This window comes from Streptomyces sp. NPDC003248 (genome assembly GCF_055563235.1).
Genome location: NZ_JBVHDT010000004.1, coordinates 334,599 through 357,955 on the forward strand (window position 1 = coordinate 334,599; position 23,357 = coordinate 357,955).

General features: G+C 71.5%; 22 protein-coding genes. 14 read left to right on the plus strand and 8 right to left on the minus strand.

Annotated features, from left to right (window positions below; all coding sequences use genetic code 11):
- Positions 1-55 precede the first annotated feature (55 nt).
- The 8 genes from ACZ3KJ_RS13150 to ACZ3KJ_RS13185 all read left to right on the plus strand — a co-directional run bounded on the left by ACZ3KJ_RS13150 (position 56) and on the right by ACZ3KJ_RS13185 (position 10,501).
- The gene (locus ACZ3KJ_RS13150; protein WP_467526596.1) at positions 56-754 is read left to right on the plus strand and encodes a GNAT family N-acetyltransferase; all 699 of its coding nucleotides are present in this window, start codon (positions 56-58) and stop codon (positions 752-754) included.
- 323 nt (positions 755-1,077) lie between these two features.
- Entirely contained in the window at positions 1,078-1,776 is a 699-nt protein-coding gene (locus ACZ3KJ_RS13155; protein WP_467526598.1) for a spermidine synthase family protein, read from the plus strand.
- A 124-nt stretch (positions 1,777-1,900) separates the two neighbouring features.
- Positions 1,901-2,638, plus strand: coding sequence for a response regulator transcription factor (locus ACZ3KJ_RS13160; protein ID WP_058923261.1), 738 nt, complete (start codon positions 1,901-1,903; stop codon positions 2,636-2,638).
- Positions 2,635-3,738, plus strand: a complete 1,104-nt coding sequence (locus ACZ3KJ_RS13165) for a HAMP domain-containing sensor histidine kinase (RefSeq protein ID WP_467526600.1) — start codon at positions 2,635-2,637, stop codon at positions 3,736-3,738. Before ACZ3KJ_RS13160 ends, ACZ3KJ_RS13165 begins: the two co-directional genes overlap by 4 nt.
- Positions 3,739-4,051: 313 nt before the next feature.
- Positions 4,052-7,846, plus strand: a complete 3,795-nt coding sequence (locus ACZ3KJ_RS13170; protein ID WP_467526601.1) for a multifunctional oxoglutarate decarboxylase/oxoglutarate dehydrogenase thiamine pyrophosphate-binding subunit/dihydrolipoyllysine-residue succinyltransferase subunit — start codon at positions 4,052-4,054, stop codon at positions 7,844-7,846.
- Positions 7,847-8,013: 167 nt separating this feature from the next.
- Positions 8,014-8,193 carry a DUF6104 family protein gene (locus ACZ3KJ_RS13175; RefSeq protein WP_003992906.1) on the plus strand — a complete coding sequence of 60 codons (180 nt, stop codon included), beginning with the start codon at positions 8,014-8,016 and terminating at the stop codon, positions 8,191-8,193.
- Between the two features lie 276 nt (positions 8,194-8,469).
- Positions 8,470-9,441 carry a DUF4097 family beta strand repeat-containing protein gene (locus ACZ3KJ_RS13180; RefSeq protein ID WP_467526603.1) on the plus strand — a complete coding sequence of 324 codons (972 nt, stop codon included), beginning with the start codon at positions 8,470-8,472 and terminating at the stop codon, positions 9,439-9,441.
- Position 9,442: 1 nt separating this feature from the next.
- The gene (locus ACZ3KJ_RS13185; RefSeq protein WP_467526604.1) at positions 9,443-10,501 is read left to right on the plus strand and encodes a PadR family transcriptional regulator; all 1,059 of its coding nucleotides are present in this window, start codon (positions 9,443-9,445) and stop codon (positions 10,499-10,501) included.
- Positions 10,502-10,532: 31 nt separating this feature from the next.
- Here the strand turns inward: ACZ3KJ_RS13185 and ACZ3KJ_RS13190 are convergent, their stop codons facing one another.
- Complete coding sequence (locus ACZ3KJ_RS13190) at positions 10,533-11,498, minus strand: zinc-binding dehydrogenase (protein WP_467526606.1); 966 nt, start codon at positions 11,496-11,498, stop codon at positions 10,533-10,535.
- Between the two features lie 212 nt (positions 11,499-11,710).
- Positions 11,711-12,943: an NAD(P)-dependent malic enzyme gene (locus ACZ3KJ_RS13195; protein WP_467526607.1), complete on the minus strand. Its 1,233-nt coding sequence runs from the start codon at positions 12,941-12,943 to the stop codon at positions 11,711-11,713.
- 607 nt (positions 12,944-13,550) lie between these two features.
- Here ACZ3KJ_RS13195 and ACZ3KJ_RS13200 point away from each other — a divergent pair.
- Genes ACZ3KJ_RS13200 through ACZ3KJ_RS13210 form a run of 3 tightly spaced genes read left to right on the plus strand, consistent with a single transcriptional unit; the run spans position 13,551 to position 16,264 of the window.
- Positions 13,551-14,510: an ABC transporter substrate-binding protein gene (locus ACZ3KJ_RS13200; RefSeq protein WP_467526609.1), complete on the plus strand. Its 960-nt coding sequence runs from the start codon at positions 13,551-13,553 to the stop codon at positions 14,508-14,510.
- Positions 14,511-14,540: 30 nt separating this feature from the next.
- Positions 14,541-15,506: an amino acid ABC transporter permease gene (locus tag ACZ3KJ_RS13205; RefSeq protein ID WP_467526611.1), complete on the plus strand. Its 966-nt coding sequence runs from the start codon at positions 14,541-14,543 to the stop codon at positions 15,504-15,506.
- Positions 15,503-16,264, plus strand: a complete 762-nt coding sequence (locus ACZ3KJ_RS13210; protein WP_389514128.1) for an amino acid ABC transporter ATP-binding protein — start codon at positions 15,503-15,505, stop codon at positions 16,262-16,264. Before ACZ3KJ_RS13205 ends, ACZ3KJ_RS13210 begins: the two co-directional genes overlap by 4 nt.
- Before the next feature lie 93 nt (positions 16,265-16,357).
- Here the strand turns inward: ACZ3KJ_RS13210 and ACZ3KJ_RS13215 are convergent, their stop codons facing one another.
- A complete protein-coding gene (locus ACZ3KJ_RS13215; RefSeq protein WP_467526612.1) occupies positions 16,358-17,128 on the minus strand; it encodes a class I SAM-dependent methyltransferase in 771 nt (256 codons plus the stop codon).
- 100 nt (positions 17,129-17,228) lie between these two features.
- On the opposite strand from ACZ3KJ_RS13215, the gene ACZ3KJ_RS13220 reads away from it, so the two are divergent.
- On the plus strand, positions 17,229-17,858 hold the full coding sequence (locus ACZ3KJ_RS13220) for a CGNR zinc finger domain-containing protein (protein ID WP_467526614.1): 630 nt from the start codon (positions 17,229-17,231) through the stop codon (positions 17,856-17,858).
- Here ACZ3KJ_RS13220 and sodX read toward each other — a convergent pair.
- Positions 17,762-18,196, minus strand: coding sequence for a nickel-type superoxide dismutase maturation protease (gene sodX, locus ACZ3KJ_RS13225; protein ID WP_467526615.1), 435 nt, complete (start codon positions 18,194-18,196; stop codon positions 17,762-17,764). The two genes, ACZ3KJ_RS13220 and sodX, sit on opposite strands and share 97 nt — an antisense overlap.
- Positions 18,197-18,342: 146 nt before the next feature.
- On the opposite strand from sodX, the gene sodN reads away from it, so the two are divergent.
- Positions 18,343-18,738, plus strand: coding sequence for a superoxide dismutase, Ni (gene sodN, locus ACZ3KJ_RS13230; RefSeq protein WP_385061796.1), 396 nt, complete (start codon positions 18,343-18,345; stop codon positions 18,736-18,738).
- A 149-nt stretch (positions 18,739-18,887) separates the two neighbouring features.
- Positions 18,888-19,646, plus strand: a complete 759-nt coding sequence (locus tag ACZ3KJ_RS13235; protein WP_467526617.1) for a VOC family protein — start codon at positions 18,888-18,890, stop codon at positions 19,644-19,646.
- Here ACZ3KJ_RS13235 and ACZ3KJ_RS13240 read toward each other — a convergent pair.
- From ACZ3KJ_RS13240 to ACZ3KJ_RS13255, 4 genes are all read right to left on the minus strand, one after another.
- Entirely contained in the window at positions 19,643-19,897 is a 255-nt protein-coding gene (locus ACZ3KJ_RS13240) for a hypothetical protein (protein WP_467526618.1), read from the minus strand. The two genes, ACZ3KJ_RS13235 and ACZ3KJ_RS13240, sit on opposite strands and share 4 nt — an antisense overlap.
- A gap of 54 nt (positions 19,898-19,951) precedes the next feature.
- Entirely contained in the window at positions 19,952-20,308 is a 357-nt protein-coding gene (locus ACZ3KJ_RS13245; protein ID WP_467526620.1) for a hypothetical protein, read from the minus strand.
- 252 nt (positions 20,309-20,560) lie between these two features.
- Positions 20,561-21,682, minus strand: a complete 1,122-nt coding sequence (locus tag ACZ3KJ_RS13250) for a family 2 encapsulin nanocompartment cargo protein polyprenyl transferase (RefSeq protein ID WP_467526622.1) — start codon at positions 21,680-21,682, stop codon at positions 20,561-20,563.
- 112 nt (positions 21,683-21,794) lie between these two features.
- Positions 21,795-23,201: a family 2B encapsulin nanocompartment shell protein gene (locus ACZ3KJ_RS13255; RefSeq protein WP_467526624.1), complete on the minus strand. Its 1,407-nt coding sequence runs from the start codon at positions 23,199-23,201 to the stop codon at positions 21,795-21,797.
- Positions 23,202-23,357: the final 156 nt, after the last annotated feature.

Here is a 23,357-nt window from a genome sequence, read left to right on the forward strand (position 1 = left end):
GTACAGTCGTTTCGCGTAAGCGGTGAATGCCTTTACTGGCTATTACGGAGGTCGGGTGGGCGGGATCGTACGGGCCTGGGTGGACGGGTGGGTCGTGTCGCGCGGGGCCTCTCCGCCCGTGCGGCGGCCCTGGGGGTTCACCGTCGACGTGGGGCAGGCCGGGCACGTGTCGCGGCACGTCCTCGCCCGGATCGGGGACGACGTCGAGGAAGGCGTGGTGCGCGAGGTCGCGGACGGGGTGACCGGGGCCGGCGTGTGGCTCAAGGTCTTCCAGGACCCGGCGGTGACCGCGGGATGGCTGGGCCCCGGCTGGTGGGTGGACCCGGAGCCGGGGTGGCTGATGACGCTGCCGCTGCGCACGCCGCCGGAAGGAGATCCGAGGCCGGGACCGGCGGAGGCGGGGCCGGCCGGGGCGCCCGACGGGTACCGGCTGCGCGTGTGGACGCGGGGTGGCGTCACGCGCGTGATGGTCGCCGCGCCCGACGGCTCCTTCGCCGCGCGGGGCCAGGTGGCTCCGACCGGCGCGACCGCCGTCTTCGACCACATCGAGACCGCACCCGGGCACCGCCGCCGCGGCCTGGGCAGCGCCGTCATGCGGACGCTCGCGGCCGCCGCGGCGGCCGAGGGCACGGAGACCGGCGTCCTCGTGGGGACACCGGCGGGGCGCGCGCTGTACGAGTCGCTGGGCTGGACGGTGGCGGCACCGCTGACGAGCGCGAAGTACCTGGGGACGGGCGGGGACGGCGACTCGTGACCGGGGCCGGGGGCCCGGGGGGGGCGGGGGCCCGGGGCGGGGCCGGGGGCCGAACCTGAGGCCGGGCCGGACCAGGAACCGCCGGACCAGGGACCGAGCCGGAGACCGAGCCAGGCCAGGGACCGCCGGACCAGGGACCGAGCCGGAGACCGAGCCAGGCCGGGGACCGCCGGACCAGGGACCGAGCCGGACCAGGAACCGAGCCGGGGACCGAGCCGGGCCGGGGACCAGGGACCGAGCCGGACCAGGGACCGGGGGCCGGGCCTGAGACGGGCCCCCGGAAATCCCCCGCCCTCCCCCGCCTCCGATGCCAGGATGGGACGATGCCCCTCTCCCCCGACATGTCCACCGAACCCGACGGCCGGCCCCAAGTCCTGGACCGTCGCGAGGGTCCGTACGGCGAGGTCGTGCTGCGCCGGCACGGGGAGCTGCTTCAGATCATCGCCAACGGCTGCTTCCTGATGGACACCTCCGACGGCCGCTCGGAGCGGCTGCTCGTCGACGCCGCCCTGACCGCGCTGGACGGACGCCCCGCACCCGACGTGCTGATCGGCGGCCTGGGCGTCGGGTTCTCGCTCGCGCACGCCGCCGCCGACCCCCGCTGGGGACGCGTCACGGTCGTGGAGCGGGAACGCGCCGTCGTCGACTGGCACCTCGACGGCCCGCTCGCCGCGATCTCCCGCACCGCCCTCGCCGATCCGCGCACGACGATCGTGGAAGCGGATCTGCTCGACTACGTCAATGAGACTTCCGCCACGTTCGACGCGCTCTGTCTCGACATCGACAACGGGCCCGACTGGACCGTCACCGAAGGCAACGACGGGCTCTACTCGAAGGCCGGACTCGCGTGCTGCGCAAGGGTGTTGAGGCCCGGCGGGGTACTGGCCGTGTGGTCCGCCCAGCCGTCGCCTGAATTCGAAGGAACCTTGAGAAATGCCGGGTTCCAGCGGGTGCGTACCGAAGAGATCCCGGTTGCCCGAGGCGTGCCGGACGTCGTGCACCTCGCCGTCGTACCCGGATAGCAAAGGCGTGGTGACTCCCCGTACGCTGCTGCCCTGACGTCGATCATTGAGGCGTCAACCGCAGTCATGCGCAATCAAGGGATCACCCCACAGGTCCCGGAAAAGCACACCTCAGGGGCGGGCGATGGAGCAGACACACACCTCGCACAACGGCACGACGGCGACCCCGGGCGCACAGCGCCGCGTTCTGGTGGTCGAGGACGATCCGACGATCGTCGACGCCATCGCGGCCCGCCTGCGCGCCGAGGGATTCCTCGTGCAAACGGCGGGTGACGGCCCGGCGGCCGTCGACACGGCGGAGGCCTGGCAGCCCGACCTGCTGATCCTCGACATCATGCTGCCCGGCTTCGACGGCCTGGAGGTCTGCCGTCGCGTGCAGGCCGCCCGCCCGGTGCCGGTGCTGATGCTCACCGCGCGCGACGACGAGACCGACATGCTGGTCGGGCTCGGCGTGGGCGCCGACGACTACATGACCAAGCCGTTCTCGATGCGGGAGCTGGCGGCGCGCGTGCACGTGCTGCTGCGCCGCGTGGAACGGGCGGCGCTCGCGGCGGCCACGCCCCGCTCCGGCATCCTGCGCCTCGGCGAGCTGGAGATCGACCACGCCCAGCGCCGGGTGCGGGTGCGCAGCGAGGACGTGCACCTCACGCCCACCGAGTTCGACCTGCTGGTCTGCCTGGCGAACACCCCGCGCGCGGTGCTCTCCCGTGAGCAGCTGCTGGCCGAGGTGTGGGACTGGGCGGACGCCTCCGGCACCCGGACCGTCGACAGCCACATCAAGGCACTGCGCCGGAAGATCGGCGCCGAGCGGATCCGCACGGTGCACGGCGTCGGCTACGCGCTGGAGACGCCGACGCCATGAGCGGCGGGCCGGACGCACCGAGAGGCCCCGGGGAGCCCTGGGGCGGCGTACGACCGTTCTCGATCAACACCAAGCTGGGGGCGCTGGTCGTCATCTCGGTGCTGATCACCACCGGGCTGGTGCTGATCGCCCTGCGCACCGCGACCGAACTGCGCTTCATCACCATCTTCTCGATGATCGCCACGTTGCTCATCACCCAGTTCGTGGCGCACTCGCTCACCGCGCCGCTGGACGAGATGAACACGGTCGCCCGGTCCATCTCGCACGGCGACTACACCCGCCGGGTGCGCGAGAACCGCCGGGACGAGCTGGGCGACCTCGCCCAGACGATCAACATCATGGCCGACGAGCTGGAGGCGCAGGACCGTCAGCGCAAGGAGCTGGTGGCCAACGTCTCGCACGAGCTGCGCACCCCCATCGCGGGTCTGCGCGCGGTCCTGGAGAACGTGGTCGACGGCATCGCCGAGGCCGACCCCGAGACGATGCGCACGGCCCTGAAACAGACGGAGCGGCTCGGCCGGCTGGTGGAGACGCTGCTGGACCTGTCCCGGCTGGACAACGGCGTCGTACCGCTGCGCAAGCGGCGTTTCGAGGTGTGGCCGTACCTGTCGGGGGTGCTCAAGGAGGCCAACATGGTGGCCTCCGCCCGCGCGACCATGGGCTCGGGCGGCAGTCACACGCGCACCGACGTCCATCTGCACCTGGACGTCTCGCCGCCGGAGCTGACCGCGCACGCGGACCCCGAGCGCATCCACCAGGTCGTCGCCAACCTCATCGACAACGCGGTCAAGCACAGTCCGCCGCACGGCCGGGTCACGGTGAAGGCACGGCGCGGGCCGCTGCCGGAGTCGCTGGAGCTGGAGGTCCTGGACGAGGGGCCCGGCATCCCGCGCTCGGAGTGGCGCCGTGTCTTCGAGCGGTTCAACCGGGGGGCCGTCCGCCGGCCGCACGGCCCGGGCAGCGACGGCGGCACGGGACTGGGACTCGCGATCGCCCGCTGGGCGGTCGATCTCCACGGCGGCCGGATCGGAGTGGCCGAATCCGAGCGGGGTTGCCGGATTCTTGTCACCCTTCCGGGAGAGCCATCCGTGCCAAGTTGACGTAAAGTGCGAAGCGGAGCCCCAAGATCCACGAGTGTCCGCACCGACGAGCGGCTGATGGACACGTGTGATCAGGCACAGCACCGGCCCAGGCCGGCCGCGGTCCGCACGCTCAGCGTGCGCGACCTGCATCGACGCACCCGTTTTGAACGTCAACCGCGCTTGTTTCCCGCCATTTCCAGCCCCGAAACACCGTTGTCGATGTGACATACGCGACGATGGAGCTGCCCGGCCTGACCTTCGCGGGCTGGGAGGCGTAGCCTTTATTCCCGCTGTCCATCACCTTGTGAAGCGGAAGAGGGCGGTTGCCGCCGTGTCGCCACAGTCCCCCAGTAACGCATCGAGCATCTCGACCGACGCAGACCAAGCGGGCAAGAATCCCGCTGCCGCGTTCGGCGCGAACGAGTGGCTCGTCGACGAGATCTATCAGCAGTACCTCCAGGACCCGAATTCCGTAGACCGTGCCTGGTGGGACTTCTTCGCCGACTACAAGCCGGGGGCCGCCAGCGCTCCGGCTCCGGCGGGTACTGCGGCCGCGGGGGCCGCAGGGACCACCACCCCACCCGCGGCACCCGCCGCTCCGGCTGCCCCGGCCGCTCCGGCCCCGGCCCCGGCCGCGCCCGCCGCCCCGGCTCCCGCGCCGGCCGCCGCCGCCCCGAAGCCCGCGGCCGCCGCCCCGGCGCCCGCGAAGCCCGCCGCGCCCGCGGCCAGGCCGGCCGCGCCGGCCACCGCGGCTCCCGAGGGCCCCGAGTTCGTGACGCTGCGCGGCCCCTCCGCCGCCGTCGCCAAGAACATGAACGCCTCCCTGGAACTGCCCACGGCCACGTCCGTGCGCGCCGTCCCGGTGAAGCTGCTGTTCGACAACCGCATCGTCATCAACAACCACCTGAAGCGCGCCCGGGGCGGGAAGATCTCCTTCACGCACCTGATCGGCTTCGCGATGGTGCAGGCCATCAAGGCCATGCCGTCGATGAACTGGTCGTTCGGCGAGAAGGACGGCAAGCCGACCCTCGTCAAGCCGCCGCACGTCAACCTCGGCCTGGCCATCGACCTGGTGAAGCCCAACGGCGACCGCCAGCTCGTCGTGGCCGCCATCAAGAAGGCCGAGACGCTGAACTTCTTCGAGTTCTGGCAGGCCTACGAGGACATCGTCCGTCGCGCCCGCGACAACAAGCTGACGATGGACGACTTCACCGGCGTCACGGTCTCCCTGACCAACCCCGGCGGCCTCGGCACCGTCCACTCCGTCCCGCGCCTGATGCCCGGCCAGTCGGTGATCATGGGCGTCGGCTCCATGGACTACCCGGCGGAGTTCCAGGGCACCTCCCAGGACACCCTGAACAAGCTCGGCATCTCGAAGGTCATGACGCTCACGTCGACCTACGACCACCGGGTCATCCAGGGCGCCGCCTCCGGCGAGTTCCTGCGCGCGGTGGCGAACCTGCTGCTGGGCGAGAACGGCTTCTACGACGACATCTTCGAGGCCCTGCGCATCCCCTACGAGCCGGTCCGCTGGCTCAAGGACATCGACGCCAGCCACGACGACGACGTCACCAAGGCCGCCCGCGTCTTCGAGCTGATCCACTCCTACCGGGTCCGCGGCCACGTCATGGCCGACACCGACCCGCTGGAGTACCAGCAGCGCAAGCACCCCGACCTCGACATCACCGAGCACGGGCTCACCCTGTGGGACCTGGAGCGCGAGTTCGCCGTCGGCGGCTTCGCCGGCAAGTCCCTGATGAAGCTGCGCGACATCCTCGGCGTGCTGCGCGACTCGTACTGCCGCACCACCGGCATCGAGTTCATGCACATCCAGGACCCCAAGCAGCGCAAGTGGATCCAGGACCGCATCGAGCGCCCGCACAGCAAGCCGGAGCGCGAGGAGCAGCTGCGCATCCTGCGCCGGCTGAACGCGGCGGAAGCCTTCGAGACCTTCCTCCAGACCAAGTACGTCGGCCAGAAGCGCTTCTCGCTGGAGGGCGGCGAGTCCGTCATCCCGCTGCTCGACGCGGTCATCGACTCGGCGGCCGAGTCCCGCCTGGACGAGGTCGTCATCGGCATGGCCCACCGCGGCCGCCTGAACGTCCTCGCCAACATCGTCGGCAAGTCGTACGCGCAGATCTTCCGCGAGTTCGAGGGCAACCTCGACCCGAAGTCGATGCACGGCTCCGGCGACGTGAAGTACCACCTGGGCGCCGAGGGCACCTTCACCGGCCTGGACGGCGAGCAGATCAAGGTCTCCCTGGTCGCGAACCCCTCGCACCTGGAGGCCGTGGACCCGGTCCTGGAGGGCGTCGCGCGCGCCAAGCAGGACATCATCAACAAGGGCGGCACGGACTTCACCGTCCTGCCGGTGGCGATCCACGGCGACGCGGCCTTCGCGGGCCAGGGCGTGGTGGCCGAGACCCTGAACATGTCGCAGCTGCGCGGCTACCGCACCGGCGGCACGGTCCACATCGTCATCAACAACCAGGTCGGCTTCACCGCGGCCCCCGAGTCCTCGCGTTCCTCCATGTACGCGACGGACGTGGCCCGCATGATCGAGGCCCCGATCTTCCACGTGAACGGCGACGACCCGGAGGCCGTGGTCCGCGTCGCGCGGCTCGCCTTCGAGTTCCGCCAGGCGTTCAACAAGGACGTGGTGATCGACCTCATCTGCTACCGCCGTCGCGGTCACAACGAGTCGGACAACCCGGCCTTCACCCAGCCGCTGATGTACGACCTGATCGACAAGAAGCGCTCGGTGCGCAAGCTGTACACCGAGTCCCTCATCGGTCGCGGCGACATCACCCTGGAAGAGGCGGAGCAGGCGCTCCAGGACTACCAGGGCCAGCTGGAGAAGGTCTTCACGGAGGTCCGCGAGGCCACCTCCCAGCCGACGTCCGGCGACTCCGAGGCGCCGCAGGACGGCTTCCCCGTCGCGGTGAGCACCGCGGTCTCCGCCGAGATCGTCAAGCGCATCGCCGAGTCCCAGGTCAACATCCCCGACCACATCACCGCCCACCCGCGTCTGCTGCCGCAGCTCCAGCGCCGGGCGGCCATGGTCGAGGACGGCACCATCGACTGGGGCATGGGCGAGACCCTCGCCATCGGCTCCCTCCTCCTGGAGGGCGTCCCGGTCCGCCTGGCCGGCCAGGACTCCCAGCGCGGCACCTTCGGCCAGCGCCACGCGGTGATCATCGACCGGGAGACCGGCGAGGAGTTCACGCCGCTGATGTACCTCTCCGAGGAGCAGGCGCGGCTGAACGTCTACAACTCCCTCCTCTCCGAGTACGCGGCGATGGGCTTCGAGTACGGCTACTCGCTGGCCCGCCCCGACGCGCTCGTGATGTGGGAGGCGCAGTTCGGCGACTTCGTCAACGGCGCGCAGACGGTCGTGGACGAGTTCATCTCGTCGGCGGAGCAGAAGTGGGGCCAGACCTCCGGCGTCACCCTGCTCCTCCCGCACGGCTACGAGGGCCAGGGCCCGGACCACTCGTCCGCCCGCCCGGAGCGCTTCCTCCAGCTCTGCGCGCAGAACAACATGACGGTCGCGATGCCGACCTCGCCGTCGAACTACTTCCACCTCCTGCGGTGGCAGGTGCACAACCCGCACCACAAGCCGCTGGTCGTCTTCACCCCGAAGTCGATGCTGCGCCTGAAGGCCGCCGCGTCGAAGGCGGAGGAGTTCACGAGCGGCCAGTTCCGCCCGGTCATCGGCGACGCCTCGGTCGAGCCGAACGCCGTCAAGAAGGTCGTCTTCTGCGCCGGCAAGGTCTACTACGACCTGGAGGCCGAGCGCCAGAAGCGCGGCGTCACGGACACCGCGATCATCCGCATCGAGCGCCTGTACCCGCTGCCGGGTGCCGAGCTCCAGGCGGAGATCGCCAAGTACCCGAACGCCGAGAAGTACCTGTGGGCCCAGGAGGAGCCGGCCAACCAGGGCGCCTGGCCGTTCATCGCCCTGAACCTGATCGACCACCTGGACCTGGCCGTCGGCGCCGACGTCCCGCACGGCGAGCGCCTGCGCCGCATCTCGCGGCCGCACGGCTCGTCCCCGGCGGTCGGCTCGGCCAAGCGGCACCAGGCGGAGCAGGAGCAGCTGGTGCGGGAGGTGTTCGAGGCCTGAGCCTCCGAACACCGCTGAGCACCGGCAGCGCGTGCAGCGGCCCCGTCGCCTCCATGGCGGCGGGGCCGCTGCCGTGTGCGCCGGCGGCGGGTCCGGCGGGCAGCGGTGCCGCATACCCTGGAGTCGTATCACCCGCGGACCAGGCCCATCCCCCAGGAGAACAACCCGTGTACTTCACCGACCGAGGCATCGAGGAACTCGAGAAGCGGCGCGGCGAGGAGGAGGTCACCTTCGAGTGGCTCGCCGAGCAGCTGCGGACGTTCGTCGACCTGAACCCGGACTTCGAGGTCCCGGTGGAGCGGCTGGCGACGTGGCTGGCCCGGCTGGACGACGAGGACGACGAGTAGCCGCCGGACGACGAGTAGCCGCCGCCGGGGCGGCCGGCGGCGGTCCGTCGGCCCCTCTCGCCGTACGTGTGGGCGCCCTTCGGGGCGCCCTTCGGCGTCTGGTCGCCTGTCCGTCTGCGCGGCGGCGTGGCCGTTGGGCCGGTCCGTGCGGGCCTGCGGGCCGGCGGCTCGACGGCGCTGTTCACCGCATCGAGTGTCTTGACTTCCCACTGCCGCGATATATCGTGTTTGACAGGGGACGCGATATGGCGCGTCGCGCCGTCGAGGAGGTCTGCCATGTCCGAGTGGTCCGTCGCCGAGCCCAGCAAGCTCTCTTTCGACGAGCCGGTGCGCGAACTGCACGTCCGCGTGGTCGACGGCACGGTGAACGTGGTGGGGACCGACGAGGGCCCCGCCCGTCTTGAGGTCTCGCACATCGAGGGACCGCCCTTGGCGGTGACCCATCGCGACGGGACCCTGACGGTGGCCTACGAGGACCTGCCCTGGAAGGGCTTCCTCAAATGGCTCGACCCCAAGGGCTGGCGGCGCAGCGCCGTCGTCTCCCTGACCGTGCCCGCGCACACCCGTGTCGCGGTGGGCGCGGTGAGCGCCGGCACGGTCGTCTCCGGCATCGACGGGCACGCCGAGGTGAAGGGCGTCTCCGGGGACACGACCCTGGTGAGGCTCACGGGCCCGGTGCGCGCCGACACGGTCTCGGGGAACGTGGAGGCCCAGGCCCTCACCGGCGACCTCCGCTTCAACTCGGTGTCCGGGGACCTGACGGTGGTCGAGGCCGGATCCTCCGTGAAAGCCGACTCGGTGAGCGGGTCGATGATCGTCGACCTCGATCCGACGAGCCGCCCCACCACCGTCAGCCTGGCCAGCGTCTCCGGTGAGATCGCCATCCGGCTGCCCCACCCGGCGGACGCGGAAGTGGAGGCCCAGACCGCGAGCGGCGCCGTCTCCAACGCCTTCGAGGACCTGCGGGTCAACGGCCACTGGGGGGCCAAGCGCATCACCGGCCGGCTCGGCGCGGGCAACGGCAGCCTGAAGGCGACCACGGTCTCCGGCTCCATCGCCCTGCTGCGCCGCCCCCGGACGGAGGACGAGCCCTGGGAACCGGAGGCGGCCGATCCCACCGGCGGAACACCCGCGGCTCCGCCCGGCGGAACACCCTCGGCTCCGGGGGAGAATGCCTCAGGCGGCCCGGCCGACGCGACCTCCTCCGACGGCCCGGCCGACAGCACGACCGACAAGAAGGTGCTCTGACATGCCCCCCGTCTTCGCCCACGGCCGCCTGCGTCTCTACCTGCTGAAGCTCCTGGACGAGGCTCCGCGCCACGGCTACGAGGTGATCCGCCTCCTGGAGGAGCGCTTCCAGGGGCTCTACGCGCCGTCGGCGGGCACGGTCTACCCCCGCCTGGCCAAGCTGGAGGCCGAGGGCCTGGTCACCCACACCACCGAGGGCGGCCGCAAGGTGTACGCCATCACCGACGCCGGCCGCGCCGAGCTGGCCGACCGCAGCGGCGAACTGGCCGACCTGGAGCTGGAGATCCGCGAATCGGTCGCGGAGCTCGCCGCGGAGATCCGGGCCGACGTACGCGGCGCCGCGGGTGATCTGCGCCGCGAGATGCGGGCGGCGGCCTCCCAGGCACGCCAGGGCTCCGGGCCGGCCCCCGGCGGCCTCGGGGAGCCCGGGGAGTACGGCGACAAGGAGGCGTGGCGTGCCGCCAAGGAGGAGATGCGCCGCGTCAAGCAGGAGTGGAAGGAGCAGGCACGCCGGGCCAAGGACGAGAGCCGGCGGGCCCGCGAGGAGGCCCAGCGGGCCCGGCGTCAGGCCAAGGAGGCCCAGGACCGGGCGCGCGCCCAGGCCCAGGAGGAGATGCAGCGCATAGCGCGACGCGTCCAGGAACAGGTCCAGGACCACTTCGCCCGGGGCGACTGGCCGACGGGTGTCCGGGAGGGGCTGACCGAGCTGGCCAAGGAGTTCGGCGAGTTCGGCAAGGACGTCGGGAAGGAGTTCGGCAAGGACTTCGGGTTCGGACGCGGCAGCGACAGCACCGGCCCGGACGGTGCGACGGCCAAGGGGCCCGCGTACTCGGAGACTCCGGCGGACTTCCCCGCCGACTACGAGCCGGACTGGGCCCATGAGGCCCCCAGCGGCGACCCGGCCCGCGACCTGGACCGTCTGCTGGACCGCTTCCGCGACGACATCCGCGACGCGGCCCGCGACCACGGCGTCACGGCGGACCAGCTCCGCGACGCCCGCCGCCATCTGTCGACGGCGGCGGCCCACATCGGGGCGATACTGCGGGCGCCCATGGCGTGAGCCGACGGCCGGCGCGCAGCTGCCGGCCTGCTCAGCCCGAGGTGAGGACGATCTTGCCGAACTGGTCGCCGGACGCGAGCCGCTCGAAGCCCTCACGGGCGCGGTCGAGGGGGAGGACCTCGTCGATGACGGGGCGGACACCCGTGGCGGCGCAGAAGGCGAGCAGGTCCTCCAACTCGTCCTTGGTTCCCATCGTGGAGCCGACGACCTTGAGTTCGAGGAAGAAGATGCGGGTCAGCTCGGCATGGGAGGGCCGGTCACCGCTGGTGGCACCGGAGATGACGAGCGTGCCGCCGGGCCGCAGGGACTTCACGGAGTGGGACCAGGTGGCGGCCCCGACGGTCTCGATCACCGCGTCCACCCGCTGCGGCAGCCGCGCCCCCGGCTCCACCGCCTCGACGGCGCCGAGTTCCAGGGCGCGCTTCCGCTTGGCCTCGTCCCGGCTGGTCGCGAAGACCCGCAGCCCGGCGGCCCGGCCGAGGACGATCGCGGCCGTGGCGACACCGCCCCCGGCGCCCTGGACGAGGACCGAGTCGCCCGGGCGGACCCCGGCGTTGGTGAAGAGCATGCGGTAGGCCGTCAGCCAGGCGGTGGGCAGACAGGCGGCCTCCTCGAAGGAGAGCTCCTTGGGCTTGGGCAGGATGTTCCACGTCGGCACGGCGACCTGCTCGGCGAAGGTGCCCTGGTAGCGCTCGGTGAGGATGGAGCGGGGTTCGTCGGGGCCGACCCCGTGCCCGCTCTGCCCGATCACGGAGTGCAGGACGACCTCGTTGCCGTCCTCGTCGACGCCCGCGGCATCACAGCCGAGGATCATCGGCAGCTTGTCCTCTGTGAGGCCCACGCCCCGCAGGGACCAGAGGTCATGGTGGTTGAGGGAGGCGGCCCGGACCCGGACGGTGCTCCAGCCGGGCCGGACCCCGGGAGCCGGGCGCTCCCCCGACTCCAGGCCGTTCAGCGGCTGGTCACGGTCGATGCGAGCGGCGTAGACGGCGAACATGCACACGACGATAGGGTCCGCGCCCCCCGACGGAAACCGGGCGGCGCTGTGAGCAATGCCCTCTTGCACTGCCGCACCGCCCGCACCCCCGCCCGGTGCCACCCGCCCGGTGCCACCCGGACGGACGGCGGGCCGGAACAGGGAGCCGGAAAGGAAGCCGGAAAGGGAAACGGCCCCGCCCGAGCCCGGGCGGGGCCGTTCGCCGACCCGCGTCAGCGACGCGCGACACCCTCGGCACGAGCCGCCGCGGCGACGGCGGCCGTGACCGCCGGCGCCACCCGCTCGTCGAAGGGCGACGGAATGACGTAGTCCGCGGCGAGGTCGTCACCGACGACACCCGCCAGCGCCTCCGCCGCCGCGATCTTCATGCCCTCGGTGATCCGGGACGCCCGCACCTGCAACGCGCCGGCGAAGATGCCCGGGAACGCCAGCACGTTGTTGATCTGGTTCGGGAAGTCCGAGCGCCCGGTCGCGACGACCGCCGCGTACTTGTGGGCGACGTCGGGGTGCACCTCGGGGTTCGGGTTGGCCATGGCGAAGACGAACGCGCCCTTCGCCATCGAGGCCACCGCCTCCTCCGGGACCGTACCGCCGGAGACGCCGATGAAGACGTCCGCGCCGGCCAGCGCGGTCTCCAGCGACCCGGTCAGCCCGGCCTTGTTGGTGAACCCGGCCAGCTCGCGCTTGACGTCGGTCAGGTCCTCCCGGTCAGCGGAGACGATGCCCTTGCGGTCGGTGACCGCGACGTCCCCGATACCGGCCTCGACCAGCATCTTCGCGATGGCGACACCGGCCGCGCCGGCGCCCGAGATGACGGCCCGCAGGTCCGCGATGGTCCGCCCGCTCAGCCGCGCCGCGTTGCGCAGCGCCGCCAGCGTCACGACCGCCGTGCCGTGCTGGTCGTCGTGGAAGACCGGGATGTCGAGCCGCTCCTGGAGCCGGCGCTCGATCTCGAAGCACCGCGGCGCCGAGATGTCCTCCAGGTTCACTCCGCCGAACGAGGGCGCGAGGCGCACCACGGTCTCGATGATCTCGTCCACGTCCGTGCAGGCCAGCGCGATCGGGACCGCGTCGACTCCGCCGAACTGCTTGAACAGGATCGCTTTGCCCTCCATCACCGGGAGGGACGCCTCGGGCCCGATGTCACCGAGCCCGAGGACCGCCGTGCCGTCGGTGACGACGGCGACGACGGACGACTTCCAGGTGTAGTCGTTCACCAGCTCCGGCTGTTCCGCGATCGCGGTGCACACGCGGGCGACGCCGGGGGTGTAGGCGAGGGACAGGTCGTCCTTGTCACGGACCGGGACGGTGGCCTGCACGGCCATCTTTCCGCCGCGGTGCAACGCGAACGCCGGGTCGAACGAGTCGAGGGGCTCCGCACCGCCCTCCTGGCCCGTATGGTCGGTCTCACTCTCGCTGCGAGGATTGACGATCTCCGCTGCCACTGTGTCTTACCCCTTAGGTGTTCATGGTTGAGGGTGGCCACTCCTGGTTGAGGAGTGGGCGGGCACCGCGCAGGGCCCAGCGGTGGTGACACGTACGGGCGCCTGCGCGTCGGGCGCGCCGCACACGCGCCCTGAGCCCCGGATGAGGGGTGTAAAGAACCTTCTTACCGGACGGACAGCACCGACGACGAGTCCAATCCGTGCAAGGTCACATGCTGGTTCTTGCAGGACTCCCACAGCCCTCTCGCACTGTCATATGCCAGTGACATGACTCATGGTCGCGGGGAGGGGGATTTCCCGGCCGAACCCTTGACACGGACGCGAAAAGACTCACACACCGCACCACGGCCGACCGGATGGCGAGATATACCGGAGATATTGCGGCCGGACGGATGGATTCCCGCAGAAGGTGCGGCCCGACCCGGTCGTGTGGCACCGGACCGGTGCGGTTCGAGGGCCGCCCGTTATCCGATTTTGACATGGACGGCCCCCTGAACGGCGCCGTCCGAATGGCAAGATGCCGTAATCGCACGAGGTCGCGACACCCAAAGGTGTGTGTTCTCGTCGACCCATCGGCATCTCCACCCATCCGCCGGAGGCACTGACCATGACCGCACGCTCCATCCGCCGTTCCACCGCCGCGCACACCCGGCTAGCCGCGGTCGGTTCCCTCGCGGTCGCGGGCGCCCTGCTGCTCACCGGCTGCGGTGACCAGACCGATGGCGGGAGCTCCTCCGAGACGTCGGCCGGCGGGAACGCCGCGCCGCTCTTCTCGAAGCTGCCTGCCAAGATCCAGAAGGCGGGCGTCATCCAGGTCGGCACCAACGCCGAGTACGCCCCCATGGAGTACCAGGAGAGCGGCAAGATCGTCGGTGTCGACCCCGACATCGCCGCCGCGCTGGGCGAGAAGCTGGGCGTGGAGTTCAAGTTCACCTCCGGTTCCTTCGACGGCCTGATCACCTCCCTGAACTCCGGCCGCTACGACGTCGCGATGTCGTCCATCACGGACAACAAGGCGCGCCAGGAGGGTCTGGACGACAGCGGCAAGAAGCTCGGCCCGGGTGTCGACTTCGTCGACTACTTCTCGGCCGGCACCGCCGTGTACGTCCAGAAGGGCAATCCGAAGAACATCGGCTCGATCGAGGACCTCTGCGGCCAGACGGCCGCCGTGCAGCGCGGCACGACGTACGAGGAGGCCCTGCAGAAGCAGTCGAAGGCCTGTACCGACGGCGGCAAGAAGAAGATCACGATCGAGTCGTTCGAGAACGACACCGAGGCCCAGACCCGGGTCAAGTCGGGCGGCGCCGTCGCCGGCGTCAACGACTACCCGGTCGCGGTCGACCTGGCCCGCAAGGCCGACGGCGGCAAGGCCTTCGAGGTCGTCGGCGAGCAGGTCGACGCCGGCCCGTTCGGCATCGCCGTGAACAAGGACAACAAGCAGCTCACCGCCGCGCTGGAGGCGGCCGTCAACGCGATCATCGAGGACGGCACGTACCAGGAGGTCCTGGAGAAGTGGGGCGCCGAGAGCGGCGCCATCGACAAGGCCGCGATCAACGGCGGCAAGTGACCGTCCGGGCAGCACTGAAGGGCAGTCACCGTGACTGACAAGTTCGACAAGACACCGGCGGGCGCGCAGCCGACGGCCGGCGTCACCAAGGAGAGCGGAACCGTTCCGCCCGAGGCGATCAAGGCCATCCCGGTCCGCCACTACGGCCGCTATGTGAGCGCCGTCGTGGTCCTGGCGCTGGTGGCCCTGCTGGTCAACGCCTTCGCCACGGCCGAGAAGATCCAGTGGGCGGCGGTCGGCGACAAGCTGTTCGACTCCACGGTCCTCGCGGGCGCCGGCCGCACCCTGCTGATCAGCGTCCTGGCGATGGTCGTGGGTGTGGTCCTGGGCATCGTGCTGGCCGTGATGCGGCTGTCCAGGAACCCGGTGACGAGCTGGGTGGCCTGGGTCTACATCTGGTTCTTCCGCGGTACGCCGGTCTACGTCCAGCTGCTGCTGTGGTTCAACCTGGCGCTGATCTTCCCCCTCCTGAATCTCGGTCCGATCTACAAGGACGAGATGACGGACGTCATGACGCCGTTCATGTGCGCCCTGCTGGGCCTCGGCCTGAACGAGGCCGCGTACATGGCGGAGATCTGCCGCGCCGGTCTGATGGCCGTCGACGAGGGCCAGACGGAGGCCGCGCACGCGCTCGGCATGAGCCACGGCAAGACGCTGCGCAGGATCGTCATCCCGCAGGCGATGCGGGTGATCGTGCCACCGACGGGCAACGAGTTCATCAACATGCTGAAGACCTCGTCGCTGGTGTACGCGGTGACGTACAACGAGCTGCTGCGGGCCACCTCGACGATCGGCTCCACCTCGTACGCGGTGATGGAGATGCTCTTCGTGGCCTCCCTCTGGTACCTGGTCATGACCAGCGTGTTCAGCGTCTTCCAGTACTACCTGGAGCGCCGCTACGCGCGTGGTTCGTCCCGCAGCCTGCCGCCGACCCCGTGGCAGAAGGTCAAGGCGAACCTGACGTCGCTGACGAGCGGAAGGGCTGGTGCGGCATGACCGCCATGGTGAAGGCCGAGGGCGTCCACAAGTCCTTCGGCGCGGTCGAGGTGCTCAAGGGCATCGACCTGGAGGTGCGGTCCGGCGAGGTGTTCTGCCTCATCGGCCCCTCGGGCTCCGGCAAGAGCACCTTCCTGAGGTGCATCAACCACCTGGAGAAGATCAACGCAGGCCGGCTCTGGGTGGACGGCCATCTGGTCGGCTACCGCCAGAAGGGCGACAAGCTGTACGAGCTCAAGGACAGCGAGGTCGCGCTCCAGCGCCGGGACATCGGCATGGTGTTCCAGCGGTTCAACCTGTTCCCGCACATGACCGCGGTGGAGAACGTCATGGAGGCCCCGGTCCAGGTCAAGGGCGTGAGCCGGGCCGAGGCCAGGGAGCGCGCCCTGCAACTGCTGGACCGGGTCGGCCTGGCCGACCGGTCGCAGAACTACCCCTCGCAGCTGTCCGGCGGCCAGCAGCAGCGGGTGGCCATCGCCCGGGCCCTGGCCATGGACCCGAAGCTGATGCTGTTCGACGAGCCGACCTCGGCCCTCGACCCGGAGCTGGTCGGCGACGTCCTCGACGTCATGCGCGACCTGGCCGAGTCCGGTATGACGATGGTCGTCGTCACCCACGAGATGGGCTTCGCCCGCGAGGTCGGCGACAGCCTGGTCTTCATGGACGGCGGTGTGGTGGTCGAGTCCGGCAACCCGCGCGAGGTCCTGACGAACCCGCAGCACGAGCGGACGCAGGCCTTCCTGTCCAAGGTGCTGTGACCGATCGCGGTCCGGCGCGCAGGGGCGGTACGGGTCTCCCGTGCCGCCCCTTCCGCGTGCCCGCCCCCCTGCCCGTCCCGGTCGCCGCGCGTCCTACTTGAGGGCGAGGAGCAGCGTGTCCGCCGGCGAGGCCCACACCGGGCGGGCCTCGGCGAACCCCTTCTCCCGCAGCACGCGCGCGTGCCAGGCCGGCGAGGGCATCTCGCCGTCGGCGTGCTCGCCGTAGATCTCGAAACGGCGGGCGGTGGGCCCGGCGAGGACGGGGTCGGCGGCGGCGAGCTGCCACCACTCGGCCCAGTCGACGGCGCCGGCCTCCCTGGCCCGGTCCATACGGGCGTGGCGCCGGGCGCGCTCGGCCGCGTTGATCCGGGGCGTCGTCTCGTCGATCATGTGGTCCGCGTTCATGAAGACACCGCCGTCGCGGACGAGTTCCGCGATCTGGCCGTAGAGGGCCGCGAGGGGTTCGCGGTGCAGCCAGTGCAGGGCCGTGGCGGTGAGGACGGCGTCGTAGGAGTCGTACGGCAGTGCCGCCCGCCAGTGCGGGTCCTTGAGGTCGGCGGTCACCAGGGTGACCCGGTCGTCGCCCGCGAAGGTGCCCTCGGCGATGGCGAGCAGGGCCGGGTCGAGGTCCACGCCGGTGCTGGTGGCGCCGGGGAAGCGGGCGAGCAGCCGGGCGGTGACGGTGCCGGTGCCGCAGGCGAGGTCCAGGACGCGCGGCGCGGTGCCGACGAGCGCCTCGACCATGTCGAGCATGATCCGGAAGCGGTCCTCCCGGTCGGGCATGTACCACTCCTGCTGCCGGTCCCAGCTCTCCTGCCAGGCCGCCCAGTCGGTACCGGTCGTGATGGCCTGCCCGTCCGTCATCGAACCCCTCCGTCCCCTCGGTCACGTAATACCCTGGATCCACGAACGGCCGTTACTCCGTCCGCCTCCCGACCATAGAGCGCCTCCGTAAGGACTACAAGTGGAACTGGCCTATTACTCGGATTACGCCGTGCGCCTCGTCAACAGTGAGGAGCCGGCCCGGGGCAACGACACGCTGACCTCGGTGGAGGCCGTCCGTGACCTCTTCGGCGTGAACCAGTCGGCGGCCCGCCGCGCCACCGACGCGGACGTCACCCGCTTCCGCTCGGTACGGACCCGGCTGCGCGCGGTCTTCGAGGCGGCCGACGGCGGCGACGAGACCCTCGCCGTGGACCTGCTGAACTCCCTGCTGCTGGAGTTCCCGGTGAGCCCGCAGATCTCCGGGCACGACGTCCGCGACGACGACGGGCGCCCGCTGTGGCACATGCACCTCGCCGACCACCCGTCGAACGCGACCGCCGGATACGCGGCCATCGCCGCGATGGGCCTGGCGTTCCACCTGACGGAGTACGGCGTGGACCGCCTCGGCCTGTGCGAGGCCGCGCCCTGCCGCAACGCCTACCTCGACACCTCCACGAACCGCTCCCGGCGCTACTGCTCCGACCGCTGCGCCACCCGCGCCAACGTGGCGGCCTACCGCGCCCGCAAACGCCTGGAGGCCGACCGGTCGGCCAGCACCGGCCTGGCCGCCGACAGCGCCCAGCGCAGCACCGCGAGCGGCGAGCGCTGATCCGGCTTCAGCGGCCGGTAGCGGAACCGCACCGTGCCGAGGATCAGCTCGTCGGGCACGGTCCCGTAGTCGGTGCTGTCGCCTCCGGCGTACGCGTTGTCCCCGAGCACCCACCAGCCGCCGTCGCGGCGCTCGGCGGCCCGCTTGACGACCAGCAGGTCCTGCTGGAAGGGGTGCCGCAGCACGACGACGTCCCCGGGCCTGACCCGCGCGCCGTACCGCACCACCAGCTGGTCCCCGTGGTGCAGCGTGGGCACCATCGACGGGCCGGTCACCTCGGCCAGCCCGAAGGGCGCGGCCGCCCTCCCCCGCCCGGTCTCCTGCGACGGCTCCGGCATCACCGACACCTCCCCTGGTCCGTTCGTCCACCAGTCTCAGTCTGACCCCGGACTTTTGTCCTAAGCCCATGGGGGCACTCGCGAAAACCCGTCTCGCAGGGAGTAATGTCCCACCTGAGAAGACGATCACGAGGAAGGAATGCTCCATGCTTTCCCGCCTGTTTGCCCCCAAGGTCACGGTCAGCGCCCACTGCGACCTGCCCTGCGGCGTGTACGACCCGGCCCAGGCCCGCATCGAGGCGGAGTCGGTGAAGGCCGTGCAGGAGAAGATGGCCGCCAACGACGACCCGCACTTCCAGGCTCGCGCCACTGTCATCAAGGAGCAGCGCGCCGAGCTGGCGAAGCACCACGTCTCCGTGCTGTGGAGCGACTACTTCAAGCCCCCGCACTTCGAGAAGTACCCGCAGCTGCACCAGCTGGTGAACGACACCCTGAAGGCCCTGTCGGCCGCCAAGGCCTCGACGGACCCGAAGACCGGCGAGAAGGCCCTGGAGCTCATCGCCGAGATCGACAAGATCTTCTGGGAGACCAAGAAGGCCTGACACCCTCAGGCCGTCCCGCGGCCGGCGGTCGGTGCACCACCGCGGGCGGAGGGACAACACCAAGGGGCCCGGTCGCACGACCGGGCCCCTTCGGCATCACGGAGGTGAGGCCGGCCGGGTCGCGGTGGCCGGCGCCTACCATCGCCCTCATGAGCATCCCCGTCCCTTGGGCGTACGCCTTCGTCGACCGGCCCGCCGAGCACTTCGAGCGGGCCTGCGTGTTCTGGACGGCCGTCACGGCCACGCGCCTGTCCGAAGCGCGGGGCGAGCGGGGGGAGTTCGTCACGCTGCATCCGGAGGGCGGGAACGGGTGCGTGAAGGCGCAGCGGGTCTCCGGGGGCGGGGGTGGAGCGCATCTGGACCTCTGTGTCGAGGACGTGCCCGGCTTCGTCGGTGCCGCGCTGCCGCTCGGTGCCGAGACGGTCGCTCCGCACGACGGCTGGACCGTCCTGCGCTCCCCCGCCGGTCAGTTGTTCTGCGCGGTGCCCTGGCACGGGGAGTCCGTACGGCCGCCCGTGGTGTCCGGCAGCCGTCTGGACCAGGTGTGCCTGGACGTCCCGCCGTCCGCGTTCGCCGACGAAGTCGCCTTCTGGACGGCTCTGTTGCCGGACTGGACGTCCCGGCCGGGTTCCCGGCCGGAGTTCCACTCCGTCACGCCGCCCGCCGGACTGCCGGTCCGTCTCCTCCTCCAACGGCTGGACGACGAACGCCCGCTCTCCGCCCACCTCGACCTGGCCTGCGGCCCGGACATCGACGCGGTCCGCGCCCGGCACGAACGGCTCGGTGCCGCCCTCGTCGCCTCCCACTCCCACTGGACGGTGATGCGCGACCCGACGGGCGGCCTGTACCGCCTGACCGGGCGTGACCCGGAGACGGGCGGGCTGCCGCGGGCGGCGGCCGGGGCCTAGCGCCTCTCCGCGTGGGCGCACAGGACCGCCGTGTCCGGCGGGTCCGACCCGTACGGCCGGCACGGGCCGTCGGTCGTCTCGCTCACCAGCAGCGGTGTGGGGACGTCGGCCCGCTGCCAGCCACTCGGTCCCGTCGGTGCGGCGGTGTCCTGGAGCCAGAGGGTCAGACCTCCTCCGACGGCCGCCGTCACCGCCCAGACGACCACGGCCCAGCGCCATGGGCGACGGCGTCGCTCACCTGCCTCTGTCATGCCCACCCCTCCCCGTTGTCCGGCCAGGAAACCACGATGGCCCTCGCCCATGCGTCAGGAGATCGGGGCGGGAGGGATCCCGACGTCCTCGTCCGGGTCGGTGCGGTCGGTGCGGTCTGCCGAGGCACCCGGATCCCGGCCTGCGACGGGCTCGTGTCCGGGGCCGCCGGGCCGGCCGGTGTCCCCGTGGCCGGGTCCGCCGGGACCGAAACCGCCGGCGTGCCCGGCGTGGCCGTGCCGCTCCTGGTGGCCGTGCAGTTCCGTACCCGCCTCGGCGTAGGCCTCGCAGTCGGGGTTGTGGCAGGGGCCCGCGACCCAGCGCGGGACCCAGGCGCCCAGTGTCTTGTGGCGCCGGACGACGGTGTCCACGGGCTGCCCGCAGGCGGGACAGACCTGATGTTCCCTGTCCATGCCACCAGGGTAGGCCGGTCACCGCTGTCGTGCGTGGACACGGGTGAGGACTCCGGCCGGCCGGGCCGGCACACAGGGGGGCGAGACGGGAACGGCCGGTCCGGCGACCGGGCGGGGCGGGAGCGGCCCCGGACGCGCCGAGGCGGGTCCCGCGGCACCGTGGGGTGGGCGGGGCCCGCGGGCCGGGCCCCGGCGCCGTGCGGGGTCAGGAGCCGCACCGACCGGCGCCCCGGGGTCACCGGGGCGGCGCCGTCATGTGGTGCGCCGCGTCACGAACTCCGCCAGGGACAGCAGCCCGCCCGCCGACTCGGGCTCCGGGACCGCCCGGGCCAGTTCCGACATCGCCCGGGCCATCCGGTCGGCCGCCTGCTCCAGCGCCCAGGCGCGCCCGCCGGCCCGCTCGACGGCGCGCGTGGTCCGTTCCAGGTCGCCCTGGTCGTAGGGGGCCGTGTACAGCTCGGCCAGTTCCGCGGCGGCCGGGGTGCCGGAGGCGAGCGCGGCGACCACCGGCAGGGACTTCTTGCGGGCCGCGAGGTCCGCGCCCGCCGGCTTGCCGGTGTGCCGTGGATCGCCCCACAGGCCGATCACGTCGTCGATGAACTGGAAGGCGAGCCCGGCCTGGCGGCCGAACGCGTCCAGCGCCTCGACGTCCGCCTCGGGCGCCCCGGCGTACAGGGCACCGAGGGCGCAGGCACAGCCGAGCAGCGCGCCGGTCTTGGCCTCGGCCATGGTGAGCACCTCGTCGAGGGTGACCTCGGTGGGGGCCCGCTTCTCCATGGCCGTGTCCGCCTGCTGCCCGGCGCACAGCTCCACCACGCAGGCGGCGAGGCGGGCGACGGCTGCCGCGGACGCCGGGTGGGGGTCCCCGGCCAGCCGTCCGAGGGCCAGTGCCTGGAGCGCGTCCCCGGCGAGGATCGCGTCGGCGTCGCCGAACACGGTCCAGGCGGTGGGGCGGTGACGCCGTGTGGTGTCCCGGTCCATGACGTCGTCGTGGAGCAGGGTGAAGTTGTGGACCAGTTCCACCGCCGCGGCGGCCGGTACGGCCGCCGCGCGGGCCGCCGGGCCGCCGAGGGCGTCGGCCGCGGTGAGCACGAGCGCCGGGCGGATCGCCTTGCCGGCGTTGCCGGCGGCCGGTGTGCCGTCGGCGTGCTCCCAGCCGAAGTGGTAGCGCGCGATCCGGCGCAGTGCGCGGGGCAGGGCGTCGAGGGCGGCGCGCAGGGCGGGGTCGACCGAGGCCCGGGCCTCCTCCAGGATCGCCGTCGCCTCCTGCCCGTCGAACGCTGCGGACCCGCTGTCGCCACGGCTTGCGATGGGCTCCCGCCTTCCACCCGTCTCCTCGGAGCACGGCCTGGTCTCCGTCACGAAGTCGGTCATCGAGTCCCCCTCGCAGGGTCCGCGAACGGTGGCGGATGCGCTGCCGCCCGGCGCGTACGCCCAGGACGTACCCGCCCCGGGGGGCGGGGACGCGGCGTCCGGACGGGAGGGGTCACTGCCAGCGGCCGATCTCGACGTTCTCCAGGACGCCCAGCGCGTCCGGTACCAGCACGGCGGCCGAGTAGTAGGCCGTGACCAGGTACTTGATGATGGCCTGTTCGTTGATTCCCATGAACCGCACGGACAGGCTCGGCTCGATCTCGTCGGGGATGCCGGACTGGCGCAGGCCGATCACTCCCTGGTCCTGCTCGCCGAGACGCATGGCGATGATCGAGCTGGTCCGGGCCTCGGTGACCGGGATCTTGTTGCACGGGTAGATGGGTACCCCGCGCCAGGTGGGGATCCGGTTGCCGCCGACGTCGATCGTCTCCGGGACGAGGCCGCGCCGGTTCAGCTCGCGGCCGAACGCGGCGATCGCGCGCGGGTGGGCGAGGAAGAGCTTGGTGCCGCGGCGCCTGCTGAGCAGCTCGTCCATGTCGTCCGGGCTGGGGACCCCGTCGTGCGGCTGGATCCGCTGGTCGTACTCGCAGTTGTGGAGGAGTCCGAAGTCCCGGTTGTTGACCAGTTCGTGCTCCTGGCGCTCCTTCAGGGCCTCGACCGTGAGCCGCAACTGCTGCTCGGTCTGGTTCATCGGCTGGTTGTACAGGTCGGCGACGCGCGTGTGGATGCGCAGCACGGTCTGGGCGATGCTCAGTTCGTACTCGCGGGGCCGGGCGTCGTAGTCGACGAACGTGTGCGGGATGTCCGGCTCGCCGGCGTGGCCGGCGGCGAGGTCGACGGCCTTCTCGCCGTACTTGTTGGTGCGCTGCTGGGGGATCGTGCGCTGCTGGTGGAGGTGCTCGCGCAGGGAGTCCGCGCGTTCCGCGACCTGCTCGAAGTCCTCGCGGGACAGGATCAGCACCGTGCTGGCGGTGTGGGCGCGCGCGGTGTACTCCCAGATGGAGTCAGCGTCGAGCAGCGCCTGGTCGCCGAAATAGGCGCCGTCGGCCAGGACCCCGAGGATCTGGTCGTCGCCGTAGGGGCCGGTGCCGATCTTCTCGACCCTGCCGTGCGCCAGCAGGTAGACCTCGTCGGTCTGGCTGCCGAAGGAGGCGATGACCTCGCCCGCGGCGTACTCCCGCTGGCGGCAGCGGGAGGCCAGCTCCGAGAGCACCTCCTCGTCGCCGTACGAGCGCAGTACGGGCAGTTCGCCCAGCTCGGCGGGGATGACCTCGACACGGTCGCCGGTCTTGACGAACGTGATGCGGCCGTCCCCGACCGCGTACGTCAGCCGCCGGTTCACCCGGTACGTGCCGCCCTGCACGTCCACCCAAGGCAGCGTCCGCAGCAGCCAGCGGGAGCTGATCTCCTGCATCTGCGGCACGGACTTGGTCGTGGTGGCCAGGTTCCGCGCGGCCGCGGTGCCGAGACTCTGCTGCGGCTTGACCTGCGTGGTGCGGACCTCTTCGCCTACCGACATAGAGAAATGCCCTCCCGATCATGCACGGGCGCCGAAATGCGCCGATGCATTTGTCTCGGGGCCAACCCTTCCACCGCTCAGAGTGCTCGTGCTATTACACGAAAGAGCGGGAATGGATCAACGGCGGAATGGGCACAGCGCGTTTTTCGCGCACCG

Bases quoted from the DNA above. Each gene is read 5' to 3' on its own strand.
- ACZ3KJ_RS13185 (WP_467526604.1), top strand. From the start codon at position 9,443: ATGCCCCCCGTCTTCGCCCACGGCCGCCTGCGTCTCTACCTGCTGAAG.
- ACZ3KJ_RS13235 (WP_467526617.1), top strand. From the start codon at position 18,888: ATGAGCATCCCCGTCCCTTGGGCGTACGCCTTCGTCGACCGGCCCGCC.
- ACZ3KJ_RS13160 (WP_058923261.1), top strand. From the start codon at position 1,901: ATGGAGCAGACACACACCTCGCACAACGGCACGACGGCGACCCCGGGC.
- ACZ3KJ_RS13155 (WP_467526598.1), top strand. From the start codon at position 1,078: ATGCCCCTCTCCCCCGACATGTCCACCGAACCCGACGGCCGGCCCCAA.
- ACZ3KJ_RS13240 (WP_467526618.1), bottom strand. From the start codon at position 19,897: ATGACAGAGGCAGGTGAGCGACGCCGTCGCCCATGGCGCTGGGCCGTG.
- sodX (WP_467526615.1), bottom strand. From the start codon at position 18,196: ATGCCGGAGCCGTCGCAGGAGACCGGGCGGGGGAGGGCGGCCGCGCCC.
- ACZ3KJ_RS13215 (WP_467526612.1), bottom strand. From the start codon at position 17,128: ATGACGGACGGGCAGGCCATCACGACCGGTACCGACTGGGCGGCCTGG.
- ACZ3KJ_RS13210 (WP_389514128.1), top strand. From the start codon at position 15,503: ATGACCGCCATGGTGAAGGCCGAGGGCGTCCACAAGTCCTTCGGCGCG.
- ACZ3KJ_RS13190 (WP_467526606.1), bottom strand. From the start codon at position 11,498: ATGTTCGCCGTCTACGCCGCTCGCATCGACCGTGACCAGCCGCTGAAC.
- ACZ3KJ_RS13180 (WP_467526603.1), top strand. From the start codon at position 8,470: ATGTCCGAGTGGTCCGTCGCCGAGCCCAGCAAGCTCTCTTTCGACGAG.
- ACZ3KJ_RS13245 (WP_467526620.1), bottom strand. From the start codon at position 20,308: ATGGACAGGGAACATCAGGTCTGTCCCGCCTGCGGGCAGCCCGTGGAC.
- ACZ3KJ_RS13250 (WP_467526622.1), bottom strand. From the start codon at position 21,682: ATGACCGACTTCGTGACGGAGACCAGGCCGTGCTCCGAGGAGACGGGT.
- sodN (WP_385061796.1), top strand. From the start codon at position 18,343: ATGCTTTCCCGCCTGTTTGCCCCCAAGGTCACGGTCAGCGCCCACTGC.
- ACZ3KJ_RS13200 (WP_467526609.1), top strand. From the start codon at position 13,551: ATGACCGCACGCTCCATCCGCCGTTCCACCGCCGCGCACACCCGGCTA.
- ACZ3KJ_RS13165 (WP_467526600.1), top strand. From the start codon at position 2,635: ATGAGCGGCGGGCCGGACGCACCGAGAGGCCCCGGGGAGCCCTGGGGC.
- ACZ3KJ_RS13255 (WP_467526624.1), bottom strand. From the start codon at position 23,201: ATGTCGGTAGGCGAAGAGGTCCGCACCACGCAGGTCAAGCCGCAGCAG.